Here is a 19,485-nt window from a genome sequence, read left to right as displayed (position 1 = left end):
TGGAACTTTACGATTAATCGTAAGTTCACCTTCAAATCCACTAATAATATTCCGATTGCTATGTTTAAAGTAGCTCTTTTCTACGTAGTGTTCTTGCCGGCTTCTACGTGGTGGACTGGTGAATTGGTAGCTAAGGGTCTGCACCCAATGCTGGTAAAGTTCGGCAATCTGTTGGTGAACTTCGTCGGCGAATTCCTCTGGTGGAAGTACGTAGTATTCCGCGAGCCGAAGAAAGATAAAGCACCGAAAACAGTAGCAGAAGCTTAAGTTTTTCTGCTTGTAACGAGGCGGGTAGCTCCGAAAGTTTCGGGGCTACCCGTTTGTTATAGCTACTAGTTTTCACTGCGCTGAGTGATTGTGCTGTTGCGATATTATGGCATTTCTTAGTATGGCAGTTTGTGAATTTATTTCTTTCCACGCAGTAACTTAGCCAGACGCTGTGGGGATACTTTTTCTGCCGTCCCCAATTGCTGCGCAAAAAAAGATACGCGTAATTCCTCAAGTAGCCATCTTCCGCGGCGCGCGCGCTCTGCGAGAGCAGTTTCGGGTGGATTTTCCCGCGCGGTTACTTGTAAATCTTGTATCCATTCAGCTATTTCCGCTATCTGCAGCGCCAACTCTTCATCGCGTTCTATATTGAGGGCGGCTTTCTCTATTCGGCACTTCGCCGCCTGTAAATAGCGGGAAAGATAGGGAAAATACTTTTCGGGAGTTCGCGATATAAAACCGGCATAGATTAACTGCGAAATTTGGGCGTGAATATCGGTGACTGGATTTATCAGGGAAATACTGGCTTTTTCTAAAGCGGACTCCACTTCTGCCCAATTTATAAAAATCTGCACACTGCGGAGTGCCAGCTGGTATATCTCATCTTCTAAACCATTTTTTACATATTGGCGAAGCTCTAGATATTGTTTTTCGCTACGCAGCTTACCCAGGGGAATTTTATGCGTCTTCCCCCAGCTATCTGCCAAATTTCGCACCGCTGCTAGCTGTAAATCAGCCACGAGCGCGGCAGTATCTGGATAAGGGGAGCCCGCCAGAATAAGGGCTTCTTTTCCATTCCACCGTGTGGTGATACGGATTTCTGGCAATGCCACTTCCCCCGCTAAGAGGCTGATTATTCCGGTGCGCTGGGCTTGAAGCTGCTGAGCTGCGGTAGAAAGTACGCGCAGCTCTACATCTCCGGCTTGTAGCGTAGCAAAAGTAGTTTTTCGTGCCACAAGTGCTGGATATCCGCGCACCACCCCGGCAGGCGTAGAGTTTTCCACTATTTCCGGAATTTCTCCTCCCGGTAGTTGCGGCCAAGTGGATAAATGCGCAGCTTGTGCAGTTATTTTTCTTCCCCCCGCCGCTTCTTCTGCTTTTTTCGCTGCAGCTGCTTGGGCAGCGCGCTGAGCGGAATCGTGGGCGGATTTTTCCCTAGCTGCCTGCTGGCGCAAGCGTCTTTCCGCTTCTTCTAAAGCTTTTGCTACTGCTCCCTGCACCACGGATTCCACCGCGGTACGGGCTTGCGGCGCCAGCTCTGCCTGCAGCTCTCGCAGCGAAACTCCCTCCGCGAGTACGGCACCTTTCTCTGAACGCACCCGGAAGTGCATCTGTAAATGCTCTGGCAGTTCTACGGTTTCCCAGACTTCTTCCGGAATCTCTACTGCGCGCAGTTGCCGAGCTGCTGCGGTAAAGGTTTTTTGGAAACTAGGGGGAGCAGCCACTATTTCTTCCCAAGTGGGGAAGAGCTTAATTATTTCTCGCGCCGTATCGAGGGCAGGCACTAATTGCCGGCGTATTTTTTTCGGAAGTGCGCGGATAGTGCTGGTGGTGAGCTCTTCCCACATCCCGGGCACCAGCCAATCAAAGCCATTTTCTTTTAATTGCGGAAGCAGAGCCACCGGAATCTCAATTGTGAGCCCATCTCCGTAACCGCCGGGGCGGAATTCGTAGACGATGGGCAGAAGAATATCTCCTTGTGGCCATTCAGAAGGAAAATCTGCTGCGGAATTTAGATTTTTTCCGAGGAGAAATTCTTGCGTAAAATCGAGCAGATGCGGCTGCTCTGTGCGCATAGTTTTCCACCACTTATCGAAGTGTCTTCCCGAAAAGATATTTTTTGGGAGCCGCTTAGCAAAGAAATCGAAGCGAGCAAATTCATCTGCCACTAATCCAAATTCGCGCCGGCGATTTTCACTCTCGTGGGCTTCTGCTAGAGCCTGCCGATTCTGCTTTAGGAAAGCGTGCGGCGCCCGCCAATCTTGCTCCACCAGGGCGTGGCGAATAAAGAGTTCACGCGCTAAGGCGCGCGCCTCGGCAGTGCCTACTTGGGTAAGAGGCACTCTTCTATCGGCAATAATCGGCAATCCATATAGAGTGATTTTGGCGTGTACTTCTGCCGCTCCGCGCCGAGCTGACCAGTAAGGCTCGGAGTATTGAGTCTTTAGGAGAGGGCCTGCTGCTCTCTCTATCCACTCAGGGCGTATCTGCGCTACCGTGCGGGCAAAAAGCCGCGAAGTTTCCACTAATTCGCTAGCCATTACCCATTCGGGATTGCGTTTATTTAGTCCAGAGCCAGGCCAGATTACAAAGCGGCTTCCGCGCGGCCCGATATAGTTGCCATGGCGTTGATCCCAGTTGCCAATTTTGGAGAGCATACCGGTGAGTAAAGAGCGGTGAATAGCTTCTGCGGCGGGCACATCGGCGGAATTTCCGAATTTGCGCACTGCTGCCGCCACTGCGTAATTTTTTCCAGCTTCCGGATGGGCAGTAATTTCTTTTTGCGCTTGCGCGGCAGTGGGAATCTGTAGGCGTTTCAAATAAATACCGAGCGGTTTAGCTAATTGGCGGAGCTGATTTACCACGTCTTGCCACTCGCGAAAACGCAGCCAATTCAGATATTCATCTTGGCAGAGCCGCCGAAACTGCGATCCAGAAAGTTCTTGCTGCTGGAAGCGCAGGTAACGCCATAAATTTAGATAGGCAAGAAAATCGGAACGCGAATCGATGAAACGGCTGTGTAGCTGATCGGCTTGGGTGGCGAATTCGGCCGGGCGCAGCCGTACATCTTGTACGCTCATTGCGGCTACCAGCACGAGCACTTCGGCCGCACAGCCGTTTTCCGCCGCTTCGAGCAGCATTCTGCCCAGTCGTGGATCGATGGGGAGGCGAGCGAGTTTTCTCCCCATTTTAGTTAAGCGAGGGGTGCTGCGGTTTAGCTCCAGCGCACCGATTTCTTCTAGAAGTTGTTTGCCAGCCTGTATCGCCTGCATATTAGGGGGATCAAGAAACGGGAAATCTGCTACTTCCCCTAGTTGGAGTGCCGCCATCTGCAGTATGACGGAGGCGAGTGAGGTGCGCTGAATCTCTGGTTCGGTAAATTGCGGGCGAGCTAGAAAATCTGCTTCGCTATAAAGACGAATCGCGATACCGCCGGCGAGCCGCCCGCAGCGCCCAGCTCGTTGATCAGCTGCCGATCGGGAAACTGCTTCGATAGGGAGGCGCTGTACTTTTGTTTTAGCTGAATAACGGGAAATTCGGGCAGTACCGGGGTCTATTACGTAGCGAATCCCGGGCACGGTAAGAGAAGTTTCTGCGATATTGGTGGCGAGCACGATGCGCCGATGGGGGTGGGCAGTGAAAATTCGGTGTTGCTCTGCCATAGAGAGCCGGGCATAGAGCGGCATAATCTCTACTGCGCCCGGCACCTTAGATTTTTCTCCGGGTGCGATATAGCGATTTTGGAGGTGGTCACGGAAAGCTTTTTCCGTATCGCGTATTTCTCCCTCTCCGGAAAGAAACACCAAGATATCGCCGGGCCCTTCCGCCATCAGCTCTTCGGCTGCTTCCAGAATTCCCGTCACCTGGTCGCGGGGTTGAAAGCGCGCTTCGGTATCTGTGGTTGTGTCTGTAACAGCGCCTGTAGCCGTATTTGTAATAGAGCTTCCGGCAGTGTCTGCCGCAGTTTCACTATCGAGGGGGCGATAGCGGATTTCTATCGGATAGGTGCGCCCACTCACTTCAATTACGGGCACTGCTTTCGAGCTAGCGTTTTTGGCTAGGAATTTTCCAAAGTGCTGGGCGAAGCGCTGTGAATCGATAGTGGCAGAGGTGATTATCAGCTTCAGGTCGGGGCGCTGGGGGAGAAGCTGCGCTAAATATCCGAGTAAAAAATCGATATTTAAGGAGCGCTCGTGGGCTTCGTCGATAATTATAGTGTCGTAGCGCAGAAGCTGTGGATCGGCGGGAATCTCCGCGAGCAGAATTCCGTCCGTCATCAATTTGATCAGAGTCTGGGGCGATACTTGCTCCGTGAAACGCACTTGATAGCCGACTATTCCTCCTAGCTCGGTCTTTAGCTCTGCACTAATTCGGCTGGCCACGGTGCGGGCGGCAATTCGGCGGGGCTGCGTATGACCAATCAAGCCATGGATGCCACGCCCTAGTTCTAAGCAAATTTTCGGCAACTGAGTAGTTTTTCCCGAGCCGGTGGCGCCGGAGAGAATTACCACTTGATTCTCGGCGATAGCTTTCTTAATATCTGCCTGCCGGGCCGTAATCGGGAGTTCAGGCGGATAGGAGATTTCCGGCACGCTCGCTTCCCGCTGCTCGAGCTGCGCGGGAGTAAAACGAGAAAGCGGATTGTGCACCCCTATATTCTTGCACAGCTGCCGAAGCCCAAGCGAATGCAAAAAATCCGAATAAGGACCTTAGTCCCTCTCATTTTATTTTTCTCGAGGAATGGAAAAATATCTGCCGCACAATTTTTTCCAAAGGTGTGTCTGGTATAGAAATCGGCGTCGCTTTCGTCTTAGTATCTATATCTAGTGGTACAAAAAGACAGGAGGCACAATATGTTGGTTAATGAGGAGTTAAAGACCGACGTACAGGTAATCAAGCGGGATGGGCGAAAAGTAAAGTTCGATCCGGCGAAGATTTATCGTGCTGTCTACCTGGCACTTAATAATAACGGGATAGATGATCACCCCTTTGCGATGGAGGCGGTGCGCCAGATTCTTCGTTCCCTCCCCGCTGGTGATTTAGATATTGCCACTATTCAGACGGCTACGGAAAACTTCTTGATGAGCTCCAAGTATCCAGATGTAGCTCGTGCCTATATTGAGTATCGCCATGATCGCGATATTGCCCGCGAGCAGAATATGGACGTCACCTATTCAGTGGGGCGCCTCCTCAAGCGGGATAAGACGGTAGTAAATGAGAACGCCAATAAAGATTCCACTGTATTTAATACGCAGCGGGATTTGACGGCCGGTTCGGTGGCAAAGGCCTATGCCCTGCGCTCCATGCTGCCGCGCGCCGTCGCCAATGCTCATATCAAAGGCGAAATCCACTATCACGATTTGGATTACCAGCCTTTCCAGCCGATGACTAACTGCTGCTTAATCGACATTAAAGGAATGCTGGAAAATGGTTTCCAGATTGGTAATGCGCGGGTGGAATCGCCGCGTTCGATTAATACTGCTACAGCGCAGATTGCGCAGATCATTGCGAATGTTGCCTCTTCGCAGTATGGCGGCTGCTCGGTAGATCGCACGGATGAAATCCTCGCGCCCTATGCACAAATCAATTTCGAGAAGCATATGCGCGATGCGCAGGAGTGGGTGGAGCCGGAGCGGCAAGAAGAATACGCCTGGACAAAGACGAAAAAAGATATCTATGACGCTATGCAATCTCTCGAATATGAGATTAATACGCTTTACACCTCGAACGGGCAGACTCCTTTCGTCACCCTCGGATTCGGGCTGGGTACGGAGCGCCTAGAGCGGGAGATTCAAAAAGCAATTTTGCAAGTGCGCATTAAAGGAATTGGGCGCGATCGCCATACCGCTATTTTCCCGAAGCTGGTATTTGGGCTGCGGCGCGGTGTGAATCTCGATCCGCAAGATCCGAATTACGATATTAAACAGCTGGCCTTGGAGTGTTCAGCAAAGCGTATGTATCCAGATGTGCTTTCCTATAAGCGAATTACCGAGTTGGAAGGCGATTATAAAGCGCCGATGGGCTGCCGCTCGTTTTTACCGAAATGGGTAGATCCGCAGACGGGAGAGGCGATAAACGCTGGGCGCAACAATCTCGGTGTAGTTACTTTGAATGTGCCGCGTATCGCGATTGAATCGCACGGAGAGAAGGATCGCTTCTGGAGAATCTTCTCGGAGCGTATGGAAATAATGAAAGAAGCTCTTTTCTACCGGATAAAGCGCTGCGAAGAGGCCTCTACCGAAAATGCTCCTATTCTCTACAAGTATGGAGCTTTTGGAAAACGAGTGGCCGAAAACGATACGGATGTTTCACAATTTTTCCGTAACTACCGCTCGACTATCTCCATCGGCTATATCGGACTCTACGAGGCAGCCACCTGTTTCTACGGCCCGAATTGGGAAAATAATCCGGAAGCGAAAGAATTTACTCTCGAAATTATGCAGAAGCTCAACGACTATGCGACTGCTTGGAAGAAAGAAGCTCCTTACTGGTTCTCGATTTATTCCACGCCTTCGGAGTCTTTAACTGATCGTTTCTGCCGCCTGGATCAGGCAAAATTTGGAATGATTCCGCACGTCACGGATAAAGATTATTACACAAATTCTTTCCACTACGATGTGCGCAAGAAAATTACGCCTTTTGAAAAGATTGATTTCGAAGCGCCCTATGCGGAATATACCAAAGGTGGATTCATCCATTACTGCGAGTATCCAAAACTTACTCATAACTTGCAGGCTTTGGAGGCAGTCTGGGATTACGCTTACGATAAAGTAGCTTATCTCGGTACTAATACGCCTATTGATCACTGCTACGAATGTGGTTTCGACGGCGAATTTGCTACTACCGCAGAAGGCTTTGCGTGCCCAGATTGTGGTAACGACGATCCAGCCACTTGCGATGTGGTGAAGCGTACCTGCGGCTATCTAGGTAATCCGCAGAAACGCCCGATGGTGCACGGCCGGCATGTGGAGATATCTAATCGCGTAAAGCATATGGACGGCCCTACCAGGTAAAATGCCTATAAAAGATGAGCACGGAATTCGGCAACCAGCGGCGAAAGAATGGTGCGGGGAAGCGCTTTTCTGCGGAAATATAGCGGATTACAAGCCCTTTAATTTCGTAGACGGCGAAGGCGTGCGCTGTTCTCTCTACGTATCTGGTTGCCCTTTCCGCTGCCCTGGCTGCTATAACCAAGCTGCGCAGAGTTTTCGTTACGGTTCCCCGTACACCGGGGAGCTGCAAGAAAAAATTTTGCAGGATATTGCGCAACCCTATGTGGCGGGGCTTTCCTTGTTGGGTGGAGAGCCGCTGCTAGCTACCCCGATTTTACTTCCGCTATTGCGGGATTTTCGGGCTCGTTTTGGAAATACGAAGAACGTCTGGGTGTGGTCTGGATACACCTATGAGCAGCTCTTGGAGGAAGATAGCGCCAAGATAGAGCTCTTAGACCTCTGCGATGTATTGGTAGATGGGCCTTTTGTGAAATCTCTCTATCATCACGATTTAGCTTTCCGCGGTTCGCGCAATCAGCGGCTGATAGATTTGCCGGCTTCGCGGGCGGCGGGGCAGGTAGTATTGTGGGAATCTGCGCAGCGTGATTCCGAAGGCACAGTGCCTTTCCTTAAACCCGCCGCTCCCCGCTCCTAGTTATACTGGCGGAGTATTGAGAATAAAAGTCCTATGCGGAGAGAACTTTATAATTAGATGAAAATTATTCTGCGCTTTTTCCTGTTGCTTTTTGCGTTACTGCTCGGAGGAATAGCTTTACTGAGCGTGCGTCTTGATTTATTTCCGACGCTGGCGCCCTATCTGCTGCAAGAGCCCTTTGCACAAATAATTGCTTTGCGCGGGGTCTTGGCGGTGGGAATTTTTGGGTGCGGCTTGCTCTGCGCTATTTTTTCCTTGATTCGCCGGCGGAGGAAGGGGCGCGGAAAAATTGCGGCCTGCTTGGCCTTGCTTTTACTTTTAGCGGCCTTGGGGCACGGAGCTACGATATTTCAGCGTGGAGTGCATAATCTCGACAAGCTGCCGCAAGGGGTGCCTGGATCTATAAATGTGCTCACTTACAATACCCAAGGTGGAGCCACCGATATGGCCGATATATCGGAAATAGTTAAAGCAGAGCAAGTGGATATTGTGGTGCTCCCCGAGACTTCCGCGCCACGTGGGAAAAAGCTGGTAGAGATGTTGGATCGAGCGGGATATACCTATCAGTATTTCGATACGCACACTTCGCGTTTTCAGCCGGAGTTTTCTTCCACTATTTTGTTGATTTCTGACCGCCTTGGTGAATATGAGCTCGATACTTCTTCTTCCTACGTAGACGGAGAAATATCTTTTATAAAAACTCGCCCGGTGCTAGACCCAGTGGCTAGTACCGCTTGGGAGCGGGCGCGCCCCAATATAATTGCGACCCATCCAATTGCTCCGATGCCGGAGCGGCAAGGGCGGTGGAAAAAAGAGATAACGGCGGTATATGAAAATTGCCGGGAAAACACTAATTTCATTATGGCCGGAGATTTTAATTCTACTTTTGACCATCAAGCTGCATTGGGTGCGAAGTGTAAAGACGCTGTAAAAGAAGCAGGGAGTGGTGCTTTAGGTACTTGGCCTTCAGATATATATCCACTGCTTGCCTCGCCTATCGATCGGGTAGTGCACGGTGGAAAATACTATCGCGGAAAAGCGGCTCGCCTTGTCCAAGTAGGTGGTTCTGACCACCGTGGATTGTTGGTGCAACTTCGGTGGAAAGATTCGGAAAAATAAGGAGTGCTTTGCACGCCGGAGCCGAAAATATTTTTCCATTTTTCTACGCTAGAATAAAAGAGAGGAAAAGGGGTGTAAATAAATGGGCTTAGTGAGTGTAGCAGTAGTGGCCGGCACCAGTTATGTATTAGGAGCGAAAGCAGGCCGGGAGCGCTACGAAGAAATAAAAGCTAAAGCGGAAGAAGTTTGGGAGTCGGAGGCTTTGGTAGAGGGCCGCGCGCGGGCGAAAATTGCAGCGAAAGAAGCTGCCAAGCAAGCTGCTTTATTTGCGGCAGCGAAGACGAAGGATGCCGCCGTCGCCTCTGCTTTATATTTGAAAGATGCTACCGTGGAAGCGATTAAAGGGGGCAAGGATTCCGCCCCGCAAATTATTGACAATCCAGGGCCGTCTCGAAAAATATCCGGCGGAAAATAGGTTTTTAGGTATCTTCTTCGTCGGTGAATACAGTCGATTCGTAGCGATAGAGATCGCCGCGGTAGATATGTTGCCCCCACTCTACAACGTTCCCTTTGCTGTCGTAGGCAGTGCGATCAATAGTGAGTATCGGATCGCGCATAGTAATTTTCAATAATCTGGCCGGGCGATGCCGAGGGTGCTCGGCACCGACTGTCTGCCTAGTAGAGCTAATTTTTGCTCCGGCGGCGTAGAGGAGTTCATAGAGTCCGTGCTCTTCGAGTTCGCTTATTTCGGGAGCAAAGCGTGCCGGCAGGAGATTAAAAAGAATCGCGATAGGAGTACCGTCTTTGAAGCGAAGTCTTTCTAAAGCGAGGATAGAGCTTCCTTCGGGGCATTCGAGCAGTTCCGCCGCGCGTCTATCTGCACTCTGCAGCTCATACCGCAGTATCTGGGTATGCGATATTCCGCCGCGCCGGCGAATATCAGCATAGAGAGAACTCAACGGGGTAGTGCGGTAGCGGGAACGAGGGGCTACTACCGTGCCTACGCCGCGTTGGCGCAGCAGCAAACCTTTATCTACTAAGGTCTTTAAGGCTTGCCGCGCCGTTGGGCGGGATACCTGAAGACGCTCTGCGAGCGACACTTCATTTTCGAGAAGTGTCCCGGGCAGCAAATCTCCATTGAGAATTTTTCTTTGAATAGGCTCTGAGATTTGTTTATGCAGAGCTTTACGGATATTTCGGTTAAGAGTGATATCTGGTTTCCAGACGTCCAAAGCGTTGCTCCTTGCGCAATTTTTTTATTTTCTCTATTTTAGCGCAAAGCAGCGTCTACGACCTCTTTCGCTTCTGCTTGTACTTGTGATAAATGCTCTTCTCCGCGGAAAGATTCGGCATAAATCTTATACACATCTTCGGTGCCAGACGGGCGGGCAGCAAACCAAGCATTCTCGGTACATACCTTCAATCCTCCGATGGGTGCCCCATTACCGGGAGCTGCCACCAAGCGATCCGTAATTGTTTCGCCAGCTAGAGTGGTAGCTTTTACATCCGCGGGGGAGAGCTGTGCGAGCTTTGCTTTCTGCTCTTTTGTGGCGGGAGCATCGATGCGGGCATAGGCAGAAGCGCCGTACTTAGCCACTAACTCTTTATGGAGCAGTGAAGGGCTTTTACCTGTGACTGCCAGAATTTCGGAAGCGAGTAAATCCATAATGAGCCCGTCTTTATCGGTGCTCCAGACGGTGCCGTCTTTGCGCAAGAAAGAAGCCCCGGCAGATTCTTCTCCGCCAAAACCAGCCGTACCGGCCAGTAGTCCGGGCACAAACCACTTAAAGCCCACCGGTACTTCTACGAGTTTCTTCCCCATACCAGCCACTACCCGGTCGATAAGGGAAGAAGAGACTAGCGTCTTGCCCACCGCATCAGTCTGCCACTGGGGGCGGTGGCTGTAGAGATAGCTAATCGCAACTGCTAAATAATGGTTCGGATTCATCAATCCGGCATCGGGAGTGACTATGCCGTGCCGATCAGCATCGGCGTCGTTTCCGGTGGCAATATCGTAAGGCACTTCCCCTTGGGCATTTGGGTGCATCCGTTCCAGCAATCCTGCCATTGCATAGGGGGAGGAGCAATCCATGCGAATTTTTTCATCCCAATCCAGAGTCATGAAATACCAAGTGGGATCGACTTCCGAATTCACTACCGTCAAATCTAATTGATAGCGCTCTCCGATAGCTCCCCAGTATTCTGCAGAAGCTCCGCCCATCGGGTCTGCTCCGATGCGTACTCCGGCAGATTTAATTGCCGCGAAATCTATTACCTGTGCAAGATTCTCTACATAGGCGGAAAGGAAATCGTACTTTTGGGTAGTATCTGCTGCCAGTGCCGCCGAGTAAGGAATCCGCTTTACTTTTTTCCACCCAGTCTGCAAAATTTCATTGGCGCGCGCGGCAATCACTTTAGTGGCGTCGGTATCGGCTGGCCCACCGTGCGGAGGATTGTATTTGAAACCGCCATCGCGCGGTGGATTATGCGAAGGAGTAATCACTATGCCATCGGCTCTCCCCGCGCCGGAAGTGCTCACACCTGCCGGAGTTCCCGCCCCGTTTGCCAGCAAAATAGCTAAAGATACAGCTGGGGTAGGTGTCCAAGAATTACGGGCATCGATTCGCACTTCGATACCGTTCGCTGCCAGTACCTCTAAAGCAGTGCGTTCGGCTGGAGCAGAGAGGGCGTGTGTATCACGGCCAATAAAGAGTGGCCCATCAAAGCCCTGCGCTTGGCGATATTCTACGATTGCCTGCGTAGTAGCCACGATATGGGCTTCGTTAAAAGCGCCGTCAAAAGCACTTCCGCGATGTCCGGAGGTGCCGAACACTACTTTTTGATTAGGATTATCTGGATCCGGCTCTATATCGTAATAAGCCGCTTGAAGAGCATCAACATCTATTAAATCTTCCGGGAGCGCCCGGGTGCCTGCACGTGTACTCATATTCTTATTCTTACAGGAAAAAGAGGTAAATTTCCGGATTTAGGCAATTTTGAGTATTTTTGGGCAGTTTTAGATAATTTAAATACTTTTACACAATTTTTAACAATCGGCACGATTTGTCTTTTAGATAAGATCTCGTATTTTAGATGAGATCTTTCCGGTTGCAGAGATAGAGTCCGAGCCAGCCCAACGGCACCCTCCCCCAGAAAGTGAGTAGACGGTAGAGCACTGCAGTGGAAAAAGCAATCGAAGAAGGAATACCGGCTAGCACTAATCCGCCAGTGAGGGCCGCTTCTACGGGGCCGATACCGCCGGGAGAAGGTACTGCTGAGCCTACGGAATTAGCGACTAAGTAGGTGACGGTAAGAGTGGCGAGTGGAAGTTCGTAGCCAAATGAGTAGAGGGAGAAACCGAAACAAGCTACGAATCCTGCCGTGAGAATAATTGCGCCGCAAAATCCGATTAGGAGCCGCTGCGGGTGAGTGCCTAGCCAGACTAGGCGTGGCCAAATCTGGGAAAACACCGGGCGGATTTTGGCAAGTAGCCAATTCCGAAGTTGCGGAATAATCAGAAGCAATCCGAGCAGCAATAGGAAAATTCCGATTCCCGTCACTATAGAGGCGGAAGGCAGCGAGAGGGTGCCTAATTCTCCCAAGCTGAGGGAGAGTATGAGCAGGAGGAGCACGGTGGTGAGAAACTGGGAGATTTGCACCATCGTGACGGTGGCTAAGGCGGGAGCAGTCTGGATACCTTTTTTCTGTAAGAACCGGAGATTTAAGGCGGCTGGCCCGACTCCCGCTGGAGCTACGAGAGTCACCACCGAAGCTCCTACCTGCACCAGTATTGAATCGCGCAGCTGCAATTTTTCTTGCGTATAGGCGTTTAGAATTACTCCCGAGCCGATATAGGTAAGCAGCCCCGAAATAAAAGCGAAAATCATCCAGATCGGATTGGCCGAGCGTACCGCCGCCGATACCTCCGGAAAGTTAATCGATCCGAGTAGCACATAGATGGCTACCACGCCAATTACTACCATCACCACTGTTTTTATAGAGAAACGCCGCAGAGTGATAGTCGGCATCGGAGAAGCAGAAGGTATCTGCTCAGTAAGCGCACTGCGGAGATTTTCGAGGTCTTTTTTAGAGAATTGGGTGCGCGTCTGCTCAGGAAGTGCCGAATACTGCAAAAAGGGAGCTAAAGAGAGAATCTGCGCTTCGGAAAGTGAGCGTTTTATAGAGGCGAGAGTGCGTTCCGTGCCGATTAGAGCTGCCCACATACTCGCTAACTGTGCCATATCTAGGAGCCGGGAATATTCGGGAGCAGCAATCCGCCCACTATACCAATCTCGCAGCTGGAGGCGGCCATTTGCACTAAGGGAAATGGTGGCGGTGTGGATATTTCCGTGCGAGAGGCCTTGGCGGTGTGCAGTGAGCAAATCTTGCCAGAGCTCATCTAGCTGCGTATCGCTGATAGTGGAAGCGTCCAACAAAGAAAGGCGGGTTTCGTCTTCTATCTCTACCGCAATAGCGATGGAGAGCAAAGAACTACCCAGTGCCTTAAATTGGGGAGGAATTATCCCTAGCCGCTCCGTTTGCAACATCATCAAGCACATATGTTCTGCTGCATTTTCCAAGTTCTGGGGGTTGCGGCGGAAAGGAATTTTTAAAGCAATTCTTTGCCAAAGACTCTCTAAAATATTGAGAATGCGTCTATCTTCATCTAGCACTAGCAGGTGATACTTTTTCCCCTGGCTATCTTCTGCTAAATAGTTGCGGGAAATAATTGCGGAGGAAGTGATGGGGAAACGCTGGCGGGCGTTTATGCGCAGCATCTCTGCTGTAGGGGCGGCATTTTCCGCGGGCGCAGAGATTTGGGCGGGCGTAGTGGCGGATACCGGTGTGGTGGTTTCGCTAAGCGCAGCAATTTCGCTAGGCGCGGCAGCCACTGTTTCTCTAAAATTCCCTGATTCTTCAGAATCTGCGCGGCGTTTCACCATTTTCTGCAAGGAATCTAAGGTGAGGGAATCAGTGAATCCAAAAGGTGCATCGCTGGTAATGAGGTGGCGCTGTATTTGCTCGGTATTTGCAATATCGTCTAGCCGGATGAGCTGTACTACGTCGATATCGGCTTTGCGTACGAGCTTTACGAGGTCTTCTCCCATCGCTCTTTTCGGAGCGCGCCCCATAATCCACCGAGCCAGCATTCCCATACAGACGCCGAGCAGGGTGGTGATAATTGCTCCGGTGATGAGCTGTTCACCCTTCAGTACCGAAAGTACCAGCACTATTGCGAGTATCCACCAACAAATTTTTGCGAGCCGGGAATCTTCAATAGTGTTCGTCACCGTGAAGAGAGCAGATACCAGAGCTACGTAGGGCACTAAAGATATAAATGACTGCACTTCTAAGGTGGAAATAAATTCATCAGTAAATTGCGAATAGGGCCACCAGTATTCAGCGATAAAAGAAATTAAATAGGAAGCCCCCACTGCCAGTAAGCAAGCCCCTAAGGCAGTGACTAAAAGGCGCCAGCGCCGGCGGAAAATAATGTAGCCAAAAATTATGAGCGGCAATATAAAAGAAACCAACCCAGCGAAGAAGTTAATCGGAATATAGAGGAGAGTAGCGATGGCCGAGTGACTATCTGCGCTGGTAGCGGGAAGAGAGATAGTGATTGCGGGAGCGTAGGCAGAGTAAAGCACAGCAAAGAGCATGGCGATGAGGGCGACGATGGCGCCCACTAAATCACTGGGGTGGCGTACCCAGCGTTGGGCGATATCTATTAGTACTACTTCACGCTGCGGTGCGGATAGTAGCTCCTGCGTTTCCCGATAATGCACAATATCATCGTACTAGGTGAGAGAGGCAAAATCTAAAAGGCAGCTATTTTTAGCGGGGGAAATAGGGGAGAAATAAGAGATAAGTAGGGGGAGGTAGTGAGAAATAAGGGAAATAATAAGGAGAAATAAACGCCGTGGTCACTCTGCTATGGGCGAATAGGGGAGCGTAAACGGAGTGAATTCAAGACGACGATTACGGAGGAAGAAGCCATCGCGGCGGCGGCGAGCCCGGGCATAATAATTCCGCCGGCAGCGAGGGGAATAGCGAGTAGATTGTAGCCGAAAGCCCAGAAAAGATTTTCTTTTATAATGCGCAAAGTGCGGCGAGAAATAGCAATCGCCTGGGGTACGGCGCTCACTTTAGAATTCACTATCGTAATATCGGCTGCTGCTTTAGCTACGTCGGTGCCCGAACCCATGGCGATAGAAAGATCAGCAGCGGCTAAAGCTGCGGCGTCATTGATGCCATCGCCTATCATGGCTACTTTTTCACCCTTGGCTTGTAGATCTTGCAATAGTTGTAACTTCGTAGCGGGAAGCATTCCGCCGTGCGCCCTAATTCCTAGTTCGGCCCCGATAGTTTGCACCGCAGCCGGTGAATCTCCGCTGGCGAGAAGTACCTGCATTCCTTGTTTCTTCAGAGCAGAGACAGCAGTAAAGGCAGATTTCCGCAGGGTATCTCGCACTTCGATGATTCCCAGAATTTCCCTGCCGTACGCAATAGCTACTGCCACGCTGCCGCGCTCTTGTAAATCCGTGGCTAGCGTGCGCGCATCAGCTATATCTACTCCCTGCGTTTCTAGCCAAGCTAAAGTACCGGCGCGGGCGAAACTAGATATTTCGGCCGTGCTGGCTGAGTTGGCTGCGTCGGCTGAGTTCATTGGGTTGATTGCGCTGGCCGTGCTACCTTCGCTAATTTGCCCGGAAATTCCTTTCCCAGGTATTGCTTGAAAATCTGTGATCGGCAGCGGGCGGATAGCCTTGCTTTGTGCAAAGTCTTTAATAGCTCCAGCAATGGGGTGCTCGGAATGTATTTCGAGCCCGGCAGCTAAAGCTAGCAGATAGCTTTCCTCCGGCTTTTTCCCGAGGGGAATCACTCCCGCTACAGTCATCTTTCCAGTAGTGAGAGTGCCTGTTTTATCGAAAATTATCGTATCTATGCGGTGGGCATTTTCTAAAATATCCGCCCCTTTAATCAGAATTCCCGCGCGCGCCGCGTTCCCTGAGCCAACGAGGAGAGCAGTTGGGGTAGCAAGGCCAAGTGCACAGGGGCAGGCCACTACCAGTACCGCAATAGCTGAGCTGAGTGCGGTCCCCACCGGATCTTGCAGTGCGAAAAGGCGCAATAGCAGAGTGCAAAGTGAAAGTATCAGCACGGCCGGCACGAATACGGCAGATATTTTATCTGCTAATCGCTGCACGCTGGATTTTCCGGTTTGTGCTTCTGCCAGCAGTTTCCCCATTTGTGCCAAAACCGTATCGGCTCCTACTCTTTCGGCGCGCACAAGCAGGGATCCGTAAGTATTGAGGCTCGCTCCTGTCACTTCTGCTCCGGGAGCTACTTCGAGGGGTAGTGATTCGCCGGTGAGGAGGGAGGTATCTACGGCCGAATTTCCTTCCACCACTACTCCGTCAGTCGCTATTTTTTCTCCGGGGCGGGTGCGGAATAAATCGCCGCATTTCAGCTGGGTAATTGGCACAATCTTATTTACTGCTTGGCCATCGGCGCGGCGCACAATAAATACGTGCTGTACCCCTAAATCTAATAACTCTTGGAGAGCGTCTCCTGCGCTGCGCCGCGATTTTGCCTCTAGCCACCTGCCAAAGAGCAGAAAAGTGACTATCATAGCGGCTGATTCAAAATAAATATGGGAAGTGCCGGCAGCTGCTAAAGAATGAATACCGCGCATATGCATTTGATATCCGCTGTGCCCGGCTTCTCCTCCGTAAAGAGCCCAAAATGACCAGCCAAAAGATACCAATACGCCCAGTGAAACTAGCGTATCCATGGTAGAGGAACCGTAACGGGCGGCTCGAAAAGCTGCTCGATGGAAAGGCAGAGCGCACCAGAACACTACCGGCAGTGAGAGCAGCGCTACCACCCACTGCCAAGCGGGGAACTGCAGAAAAGGCAGCATAGAGATAGCCACGACGGGAATGCTGAGCCCGAGCGATATCTGAAAACGCCGGAGCAACCCAGCTACTTTTTCGGCATTCGCTTTTTTCGCTGCGGCTGCGGCTTCCTCTCCGGAAACTTGCCGTACGAGGTGTTTTTCTCCAGCTTCGTCGATATAGGTTTGGGTGAGCAGCCGAGCTCCGTATCCGGCTTTCTCCACGGTGTGGATAATATCCTGAGCATCTAATGATTTTCCGGCAGCGGTGATTTCGAGATGGGCTCTTTCCGTAGCTAGATTCACCACTGCTTGTACGCCGGGAAGTTTATTTAATTTTTTCTCTACGCGCGCCACGCACGAAGCGCAGGTCATTCCCGAAATAGCAAGATCCATTTCGCGGCCGTAACCGGCAGAATCGGTAGAAAAATCCATAAGACTATCCCTTAAATCCCTTAAATGTAGGAAATAAATGAGGTGAATAAATGAAGTAAATTTTAAGTGTGCGTAACTAGCGAATAATATCTTCTACTTGGTAATCGCCGGCTTCCGCTATTGCCGCCCGGATATCGGCGTCACTAGGTTCTGCTGCGCTCTGAAAAGTGACGCTACTGGTGGCTTCGGGGTGCAAATCAATTTTTATATCGCTCACGCCCGGCAACTCGGATAGTTCTTCTTCTACATGCGCTGCGCAGTGCCCGCAGGTCATTCCAGAAATTTTTATCTCAATCATAGTAATTTCTCCGCTCATTATTTTTAGCTAAAGTTTGCGCGCAGTAGTTTGCATACAAAAGTTTGCATACAATTTTCCGATTCGGTAGTTTTCCGATTCTTGTGGCTGTGATCCTACAGTTTTCAATTCTACTGACTCATCCTTAGTTGGGCTCCCCTTAGCGGTGAGCCTGCGCCTCCAGTCTAGGTAGCTCATGTAGTTAGAGCAAGAGGAGAGGCGTTACTTATTTTCGGTAGAATCAGCAGGTGGGGTGGTTTTTCGCCGTTCCCAGAGCCGTTTGCCAATCCAGATAACTGCAGCTAAAAGCAGAGCTCCGAGCACTAATTTCGAGAATATCTCTACGTAGTCTTCCACGATATGCCAATTTTCGCCCAGGGCGTACCCGGCGCCGATAAGCACGGTATTCCAAATTGCACTGCCGGCTGCGGTAAAGAGCAGAAAGAGCGGGAAATTCATGCCGATGACGCCGGCGGGGAGAGATATTAGGGAGCGAAATACGGGAATCATGCGCCCGAAGAAGACGACGGCGTGGCTGTGTCTATCGAAAAATTGCTCCGTCTTGTCTATATCGGAAACCTTAAAAAGCGGTATTTTTCCCATATAGTGGCGGGTGCGCTCGCGGCCGAAAGCATAGGCGAGTAGGTAGAGAGCGATAGCTCCCGTCACACTTCCGGCGGTTGCCCAGATGATGGCGGAGATAAGGCCGAATTTAGTGCCGAGAGAAGCGGTGAAGCCGGCGAGCGGTAAGATAATTTCCGAAGGTAGGGGCGGGAAAAGATTTTCTAAGGCGATTAAGAAAGCTACGCCGATACCGCCGAGCGATTCCATTATATTTACTGCCCAGGCAGCTATCCCGTCGGGATTTATAGGTGCAGCTAAGAAAATTGGCAAGGCGAGAAAATTATTTATCATCTGCAGTTCCGTATTTTTAGGTATCTCTTTAGTTTCGTAACTATTCTGCTAGTTCCGGAAGGAAATCTACTAATCTGCTGGCCAGTCCAGTATAGGTAGCGGGGGAAAGCTCCAGTAGTCTTTGCTCTGCCGCCGCGGGCAAATCAAGATTTTTTATGAAATCACGCATATCGCTGGTGGTCACTTTGTGCCCGCGCGTGAGCTCTTTTAGCTGCTCATAAGGATTCTGCATACCGGGGGTGCCCGCGGCGGCAGCGATACGCATAGTTTGCTGTATCGGCTCGGCCAGCACTTCCCAGGCATGTTCCAAATCTTCGGTGAGTCGCGCTAAATTAACTTCCAGCCCCGCCACTCCGCGCTGTAAATTTTCAATCGCCAGCAGGGAATGCCCGAAAGCGACTCCCATATTGCGCAAGGTAGTGGAGTCGGTGAGGTCACGTTGCCAGCGCGAAGTCACGAGAGTGGCGGAAAGAGAATCGAAAAGAGCGCACGAAATTTCCATATTCGCTTCGGCGTTTTCAAAGCGGATGGGGTTCACCTTATGCGGCATAGTGGAAGACCCCGTAGATCCTTGCGCCGAAAGTTTTTGCCGAAAATATCCCAACGAGATATAGAGCCAGAAATCAGTGGCGAGATTGTGGCAAATACGGTTGAAGTGAGTGAGGATGGCAAAAATTTCGCTTAGCCAATCGTGCGATTCAATCTGCGTAGTGAGCGGATTCCAAATCAAACCGAGCTCTGTAACGAAATCCCGGGAAAGAGCTAGCCAATCGGCCTGCGGGAGGGCGATAGTGTGGGCACCGTAAGTGCCGGTAGCGCCGTTAAATTTTCCGAGATATTCCACTTTTGCTAACCGTTGTAACTGCCGCTGTAGCCGGTAGGCGAATACGGCGATTTCTTTTCCAATCGTGCTCGGGCTCGCCGTCTGCCCGTGGGTGCGGGCCAGAAGCGGGCAATCTCGCTCTGTAATCGCCAATTCGCGCAGCTGCGCATAAAATTTCTGCGCCGCTGGTAGCCACACTTCTTTTAAGGCTGCCTTCATCATCAGTGCATAGGCGAGATTATTTATATCTTCTGAGGTGCACAGGATATGCACTAATTCTCCCAACTGGGGCAGAGAGCTGGCAGTGGGGAGAGCTTCACTCTGCGTGAGCCGCCGTTTTAAGTAGTACTCTATGGCTTTTACATCGTGGAGAGTTTCTGCTTCGATAGTTTTTAACTCGGCTATATCGCTGGCTCCAAAATTTTC

General features: G+C 50.9%; 12 protein-coding genes and 1 pseudogene. 5 read left to right on the top strand and 8 right to left on the bottom strand.

Features of this window, described 5'->3' with window-relative positions:
• Positions 1–267 (top strand): annotated as a pseudogene (locus tag Q0X35_RS02210) (sodium:solute symporter); the annotation flags it as partial.
• A gap of 137 nt (positions 268–404) precedes the next feature.
• Here the strand turns inward: Q0X35_RS02210 and hrpA are convergent.
• Positions 405–4,637 carry an ATP-dependent RNA helicase HrpA gene (gene hrpA / locus Q0X35_RS02205; RefSeq protein ID WP_297564907.1) on the bottom strand — a complete coding sequence of 1,411 codons (4,233 nt, stop codon included), beginning with the start codon at positions 4,635–4,637 and terminating at the stop codon, positions 405–407.
• A gap of 204 nt (positions 4,638–4,841) precedes the next feature.
• On the opposite strand from hrpA, the gene nrdD reads away from it, so the two are divergent.
• From nrdD to Q0X35_RS02185, 4 genes are all read left to right on the top strand, one after another.
• Positions 4,842–7,001, top strand: coding sequence for an anaerobic ribonucleoside-triphosphate reductase (nrdD, locus tag Q0X35_RS02200; RefSeq protein ID WP_297564906.1), 2,160 nt, complete (start codon positions 4,842–4,844; stop codon positions 6,999–7,001).
• Position 7,002: 1 nt separating this feature from the next.
• Complete coding sequence (gene nrdG / locus Q0X35_RS02195; protein ID WP_297564905.1) at positions 7,003–7,635, top strand: anaerobic ribonucleoside-triphosphate reductase activating protein; 633 nt, start codon at positions 7,003–7,005, stop codon at positions 7,633–7,635.
• A 57-nt stretch (positions 7,636–7,692) separates the two neighbouring features.
• Positions 7,693–8,754: an endonuclease/exonuclease/phosphatase family protein gene (locus tag Q0X35_RS02190; RefSeq protein ID WP_297564904.1), complete on the top strand. Its 1,062-nt coding sequence runs from the start codon at positions 7,693–7,695 to the stop codon at positions 8,752–8,754.
• A gap of 82 nt (positions 8,755–8,836) precedes the next feature.
• A complete protein-coding gene (locus Q0X35_RS02185; protein ID WP_297564903.1) occupies positions 8,837–9,169 on the top strand; it encodes a hypothetical protein in 333 nt (110 codons plus the stop codon).
• A 4-nt stretch (positions 9,170–9,173) separates the two neighbouring features.
• On the opposite strand, the gene Q0X35_RS02180 is transcribed toward Q0X35_RS02185, so the two are convergent.
• The 7 genes from Q0X35_RS02180 to purB form a co-directional block, all read right to left on the bottom strand.
• Positions 9,174–9,926 carry a GntR family transcriptional regulator gene (locus Q0X35_RS02180; RefSeq protein ID WP_297564902.1) on the bottom strand — a complete coding sequence of 251 codons (753 nt, stop codon included), beginning with the start codon at positions 9,924–9,926 and terminating at the stop codon, positions 9,174–9,176.
• Positions 9,927–9,964: 38 nt separating this feature from the next.
• The gene (gene pgm, locus Q0X35_RS02175; protein WP_297564900.1) at positions 9,965–11,641 is read right to left on the bottom strand and encodes a phosphoglucomutase (alpha-D-glucose-1,6-bisphosphate-dependent); all 1,677 of its coding nucleotides are present in this window, start codon (positions 11,639–11,641) and stop codon (positions 9,965–9,967) included.
• A gap of 142 nt (positions 11,642–11,783) precedes the next feature.
• On the bottom strand, positions 11,784–14,480 hold the full coding sequence (locus Q0X35_RS02170; protein ID WP_297564898.1) for a lysylphosphatidylglycerol synthase domain-containing protein: 2,697 nt from the start codon (positions 14,478–14,480) through the stop codon (positions 11,784–11,786).
• Positions 14,481–14,626: 146 nt separating this feature from the next.
• Entirely contained in the window at positions 14,627–17,026 is a 2,400-nt protein-coding gene (locus Q0X35_RS02165; RefSeq protein ID WP_297564897.1) for a cation-translocating P-type ATPase, read from the bottom strand.
• A gap of 76 nt (positions 17,027–17,102) precedes the next feature.
• Positions 17,103–17,342, bottom strand: coding sequence for a heavy-metal-associated domain-containing protein (locus tag Q0X35_RS02160; protein ID WP_297564895.1), 240 nt, complete (start codon positions 17,340–17,342; stop codon positions 17,103–17,105).
• Between the two features lie 201 nt (positions 17,343–17,543).
• Complete coding sequence (locus Q0X35_RS02155; RefSeq protein ID WP_297564894.1) at positions 17,544–18,236, bottom strand: DedA family protein; 693 nt, start codon at positions 18,234–18,236, stop codon at positions 17,544–17,546.
• 40 nt (positions 18,237–18,276) lie between these two features.
• Positions 18,277–19,485 (bottom strand): adenylosuccinate lyase (purB, locus tag Q0X35_RS02150; RefSeq protein ID WP_297564893.1); only part of this gene is annotated, 1,209 nt, incomplete at its 5' end.

Origin of the sequence: uncultured Arcanobacterium sp., from assembly GCF_947253055.1 — a bacterium.
In the GTDB taxonomy this organism is placed as follows: Bacteria; Actinomycetota; Actinomycetes; order Actinomycetales; family Actinomycetaceae; genus Arcanobacterium_A.
Note: the sequence above shows the minus strand (reverse complement) of the source record. Positions and strands in the feature narration are given on the sequence as shown.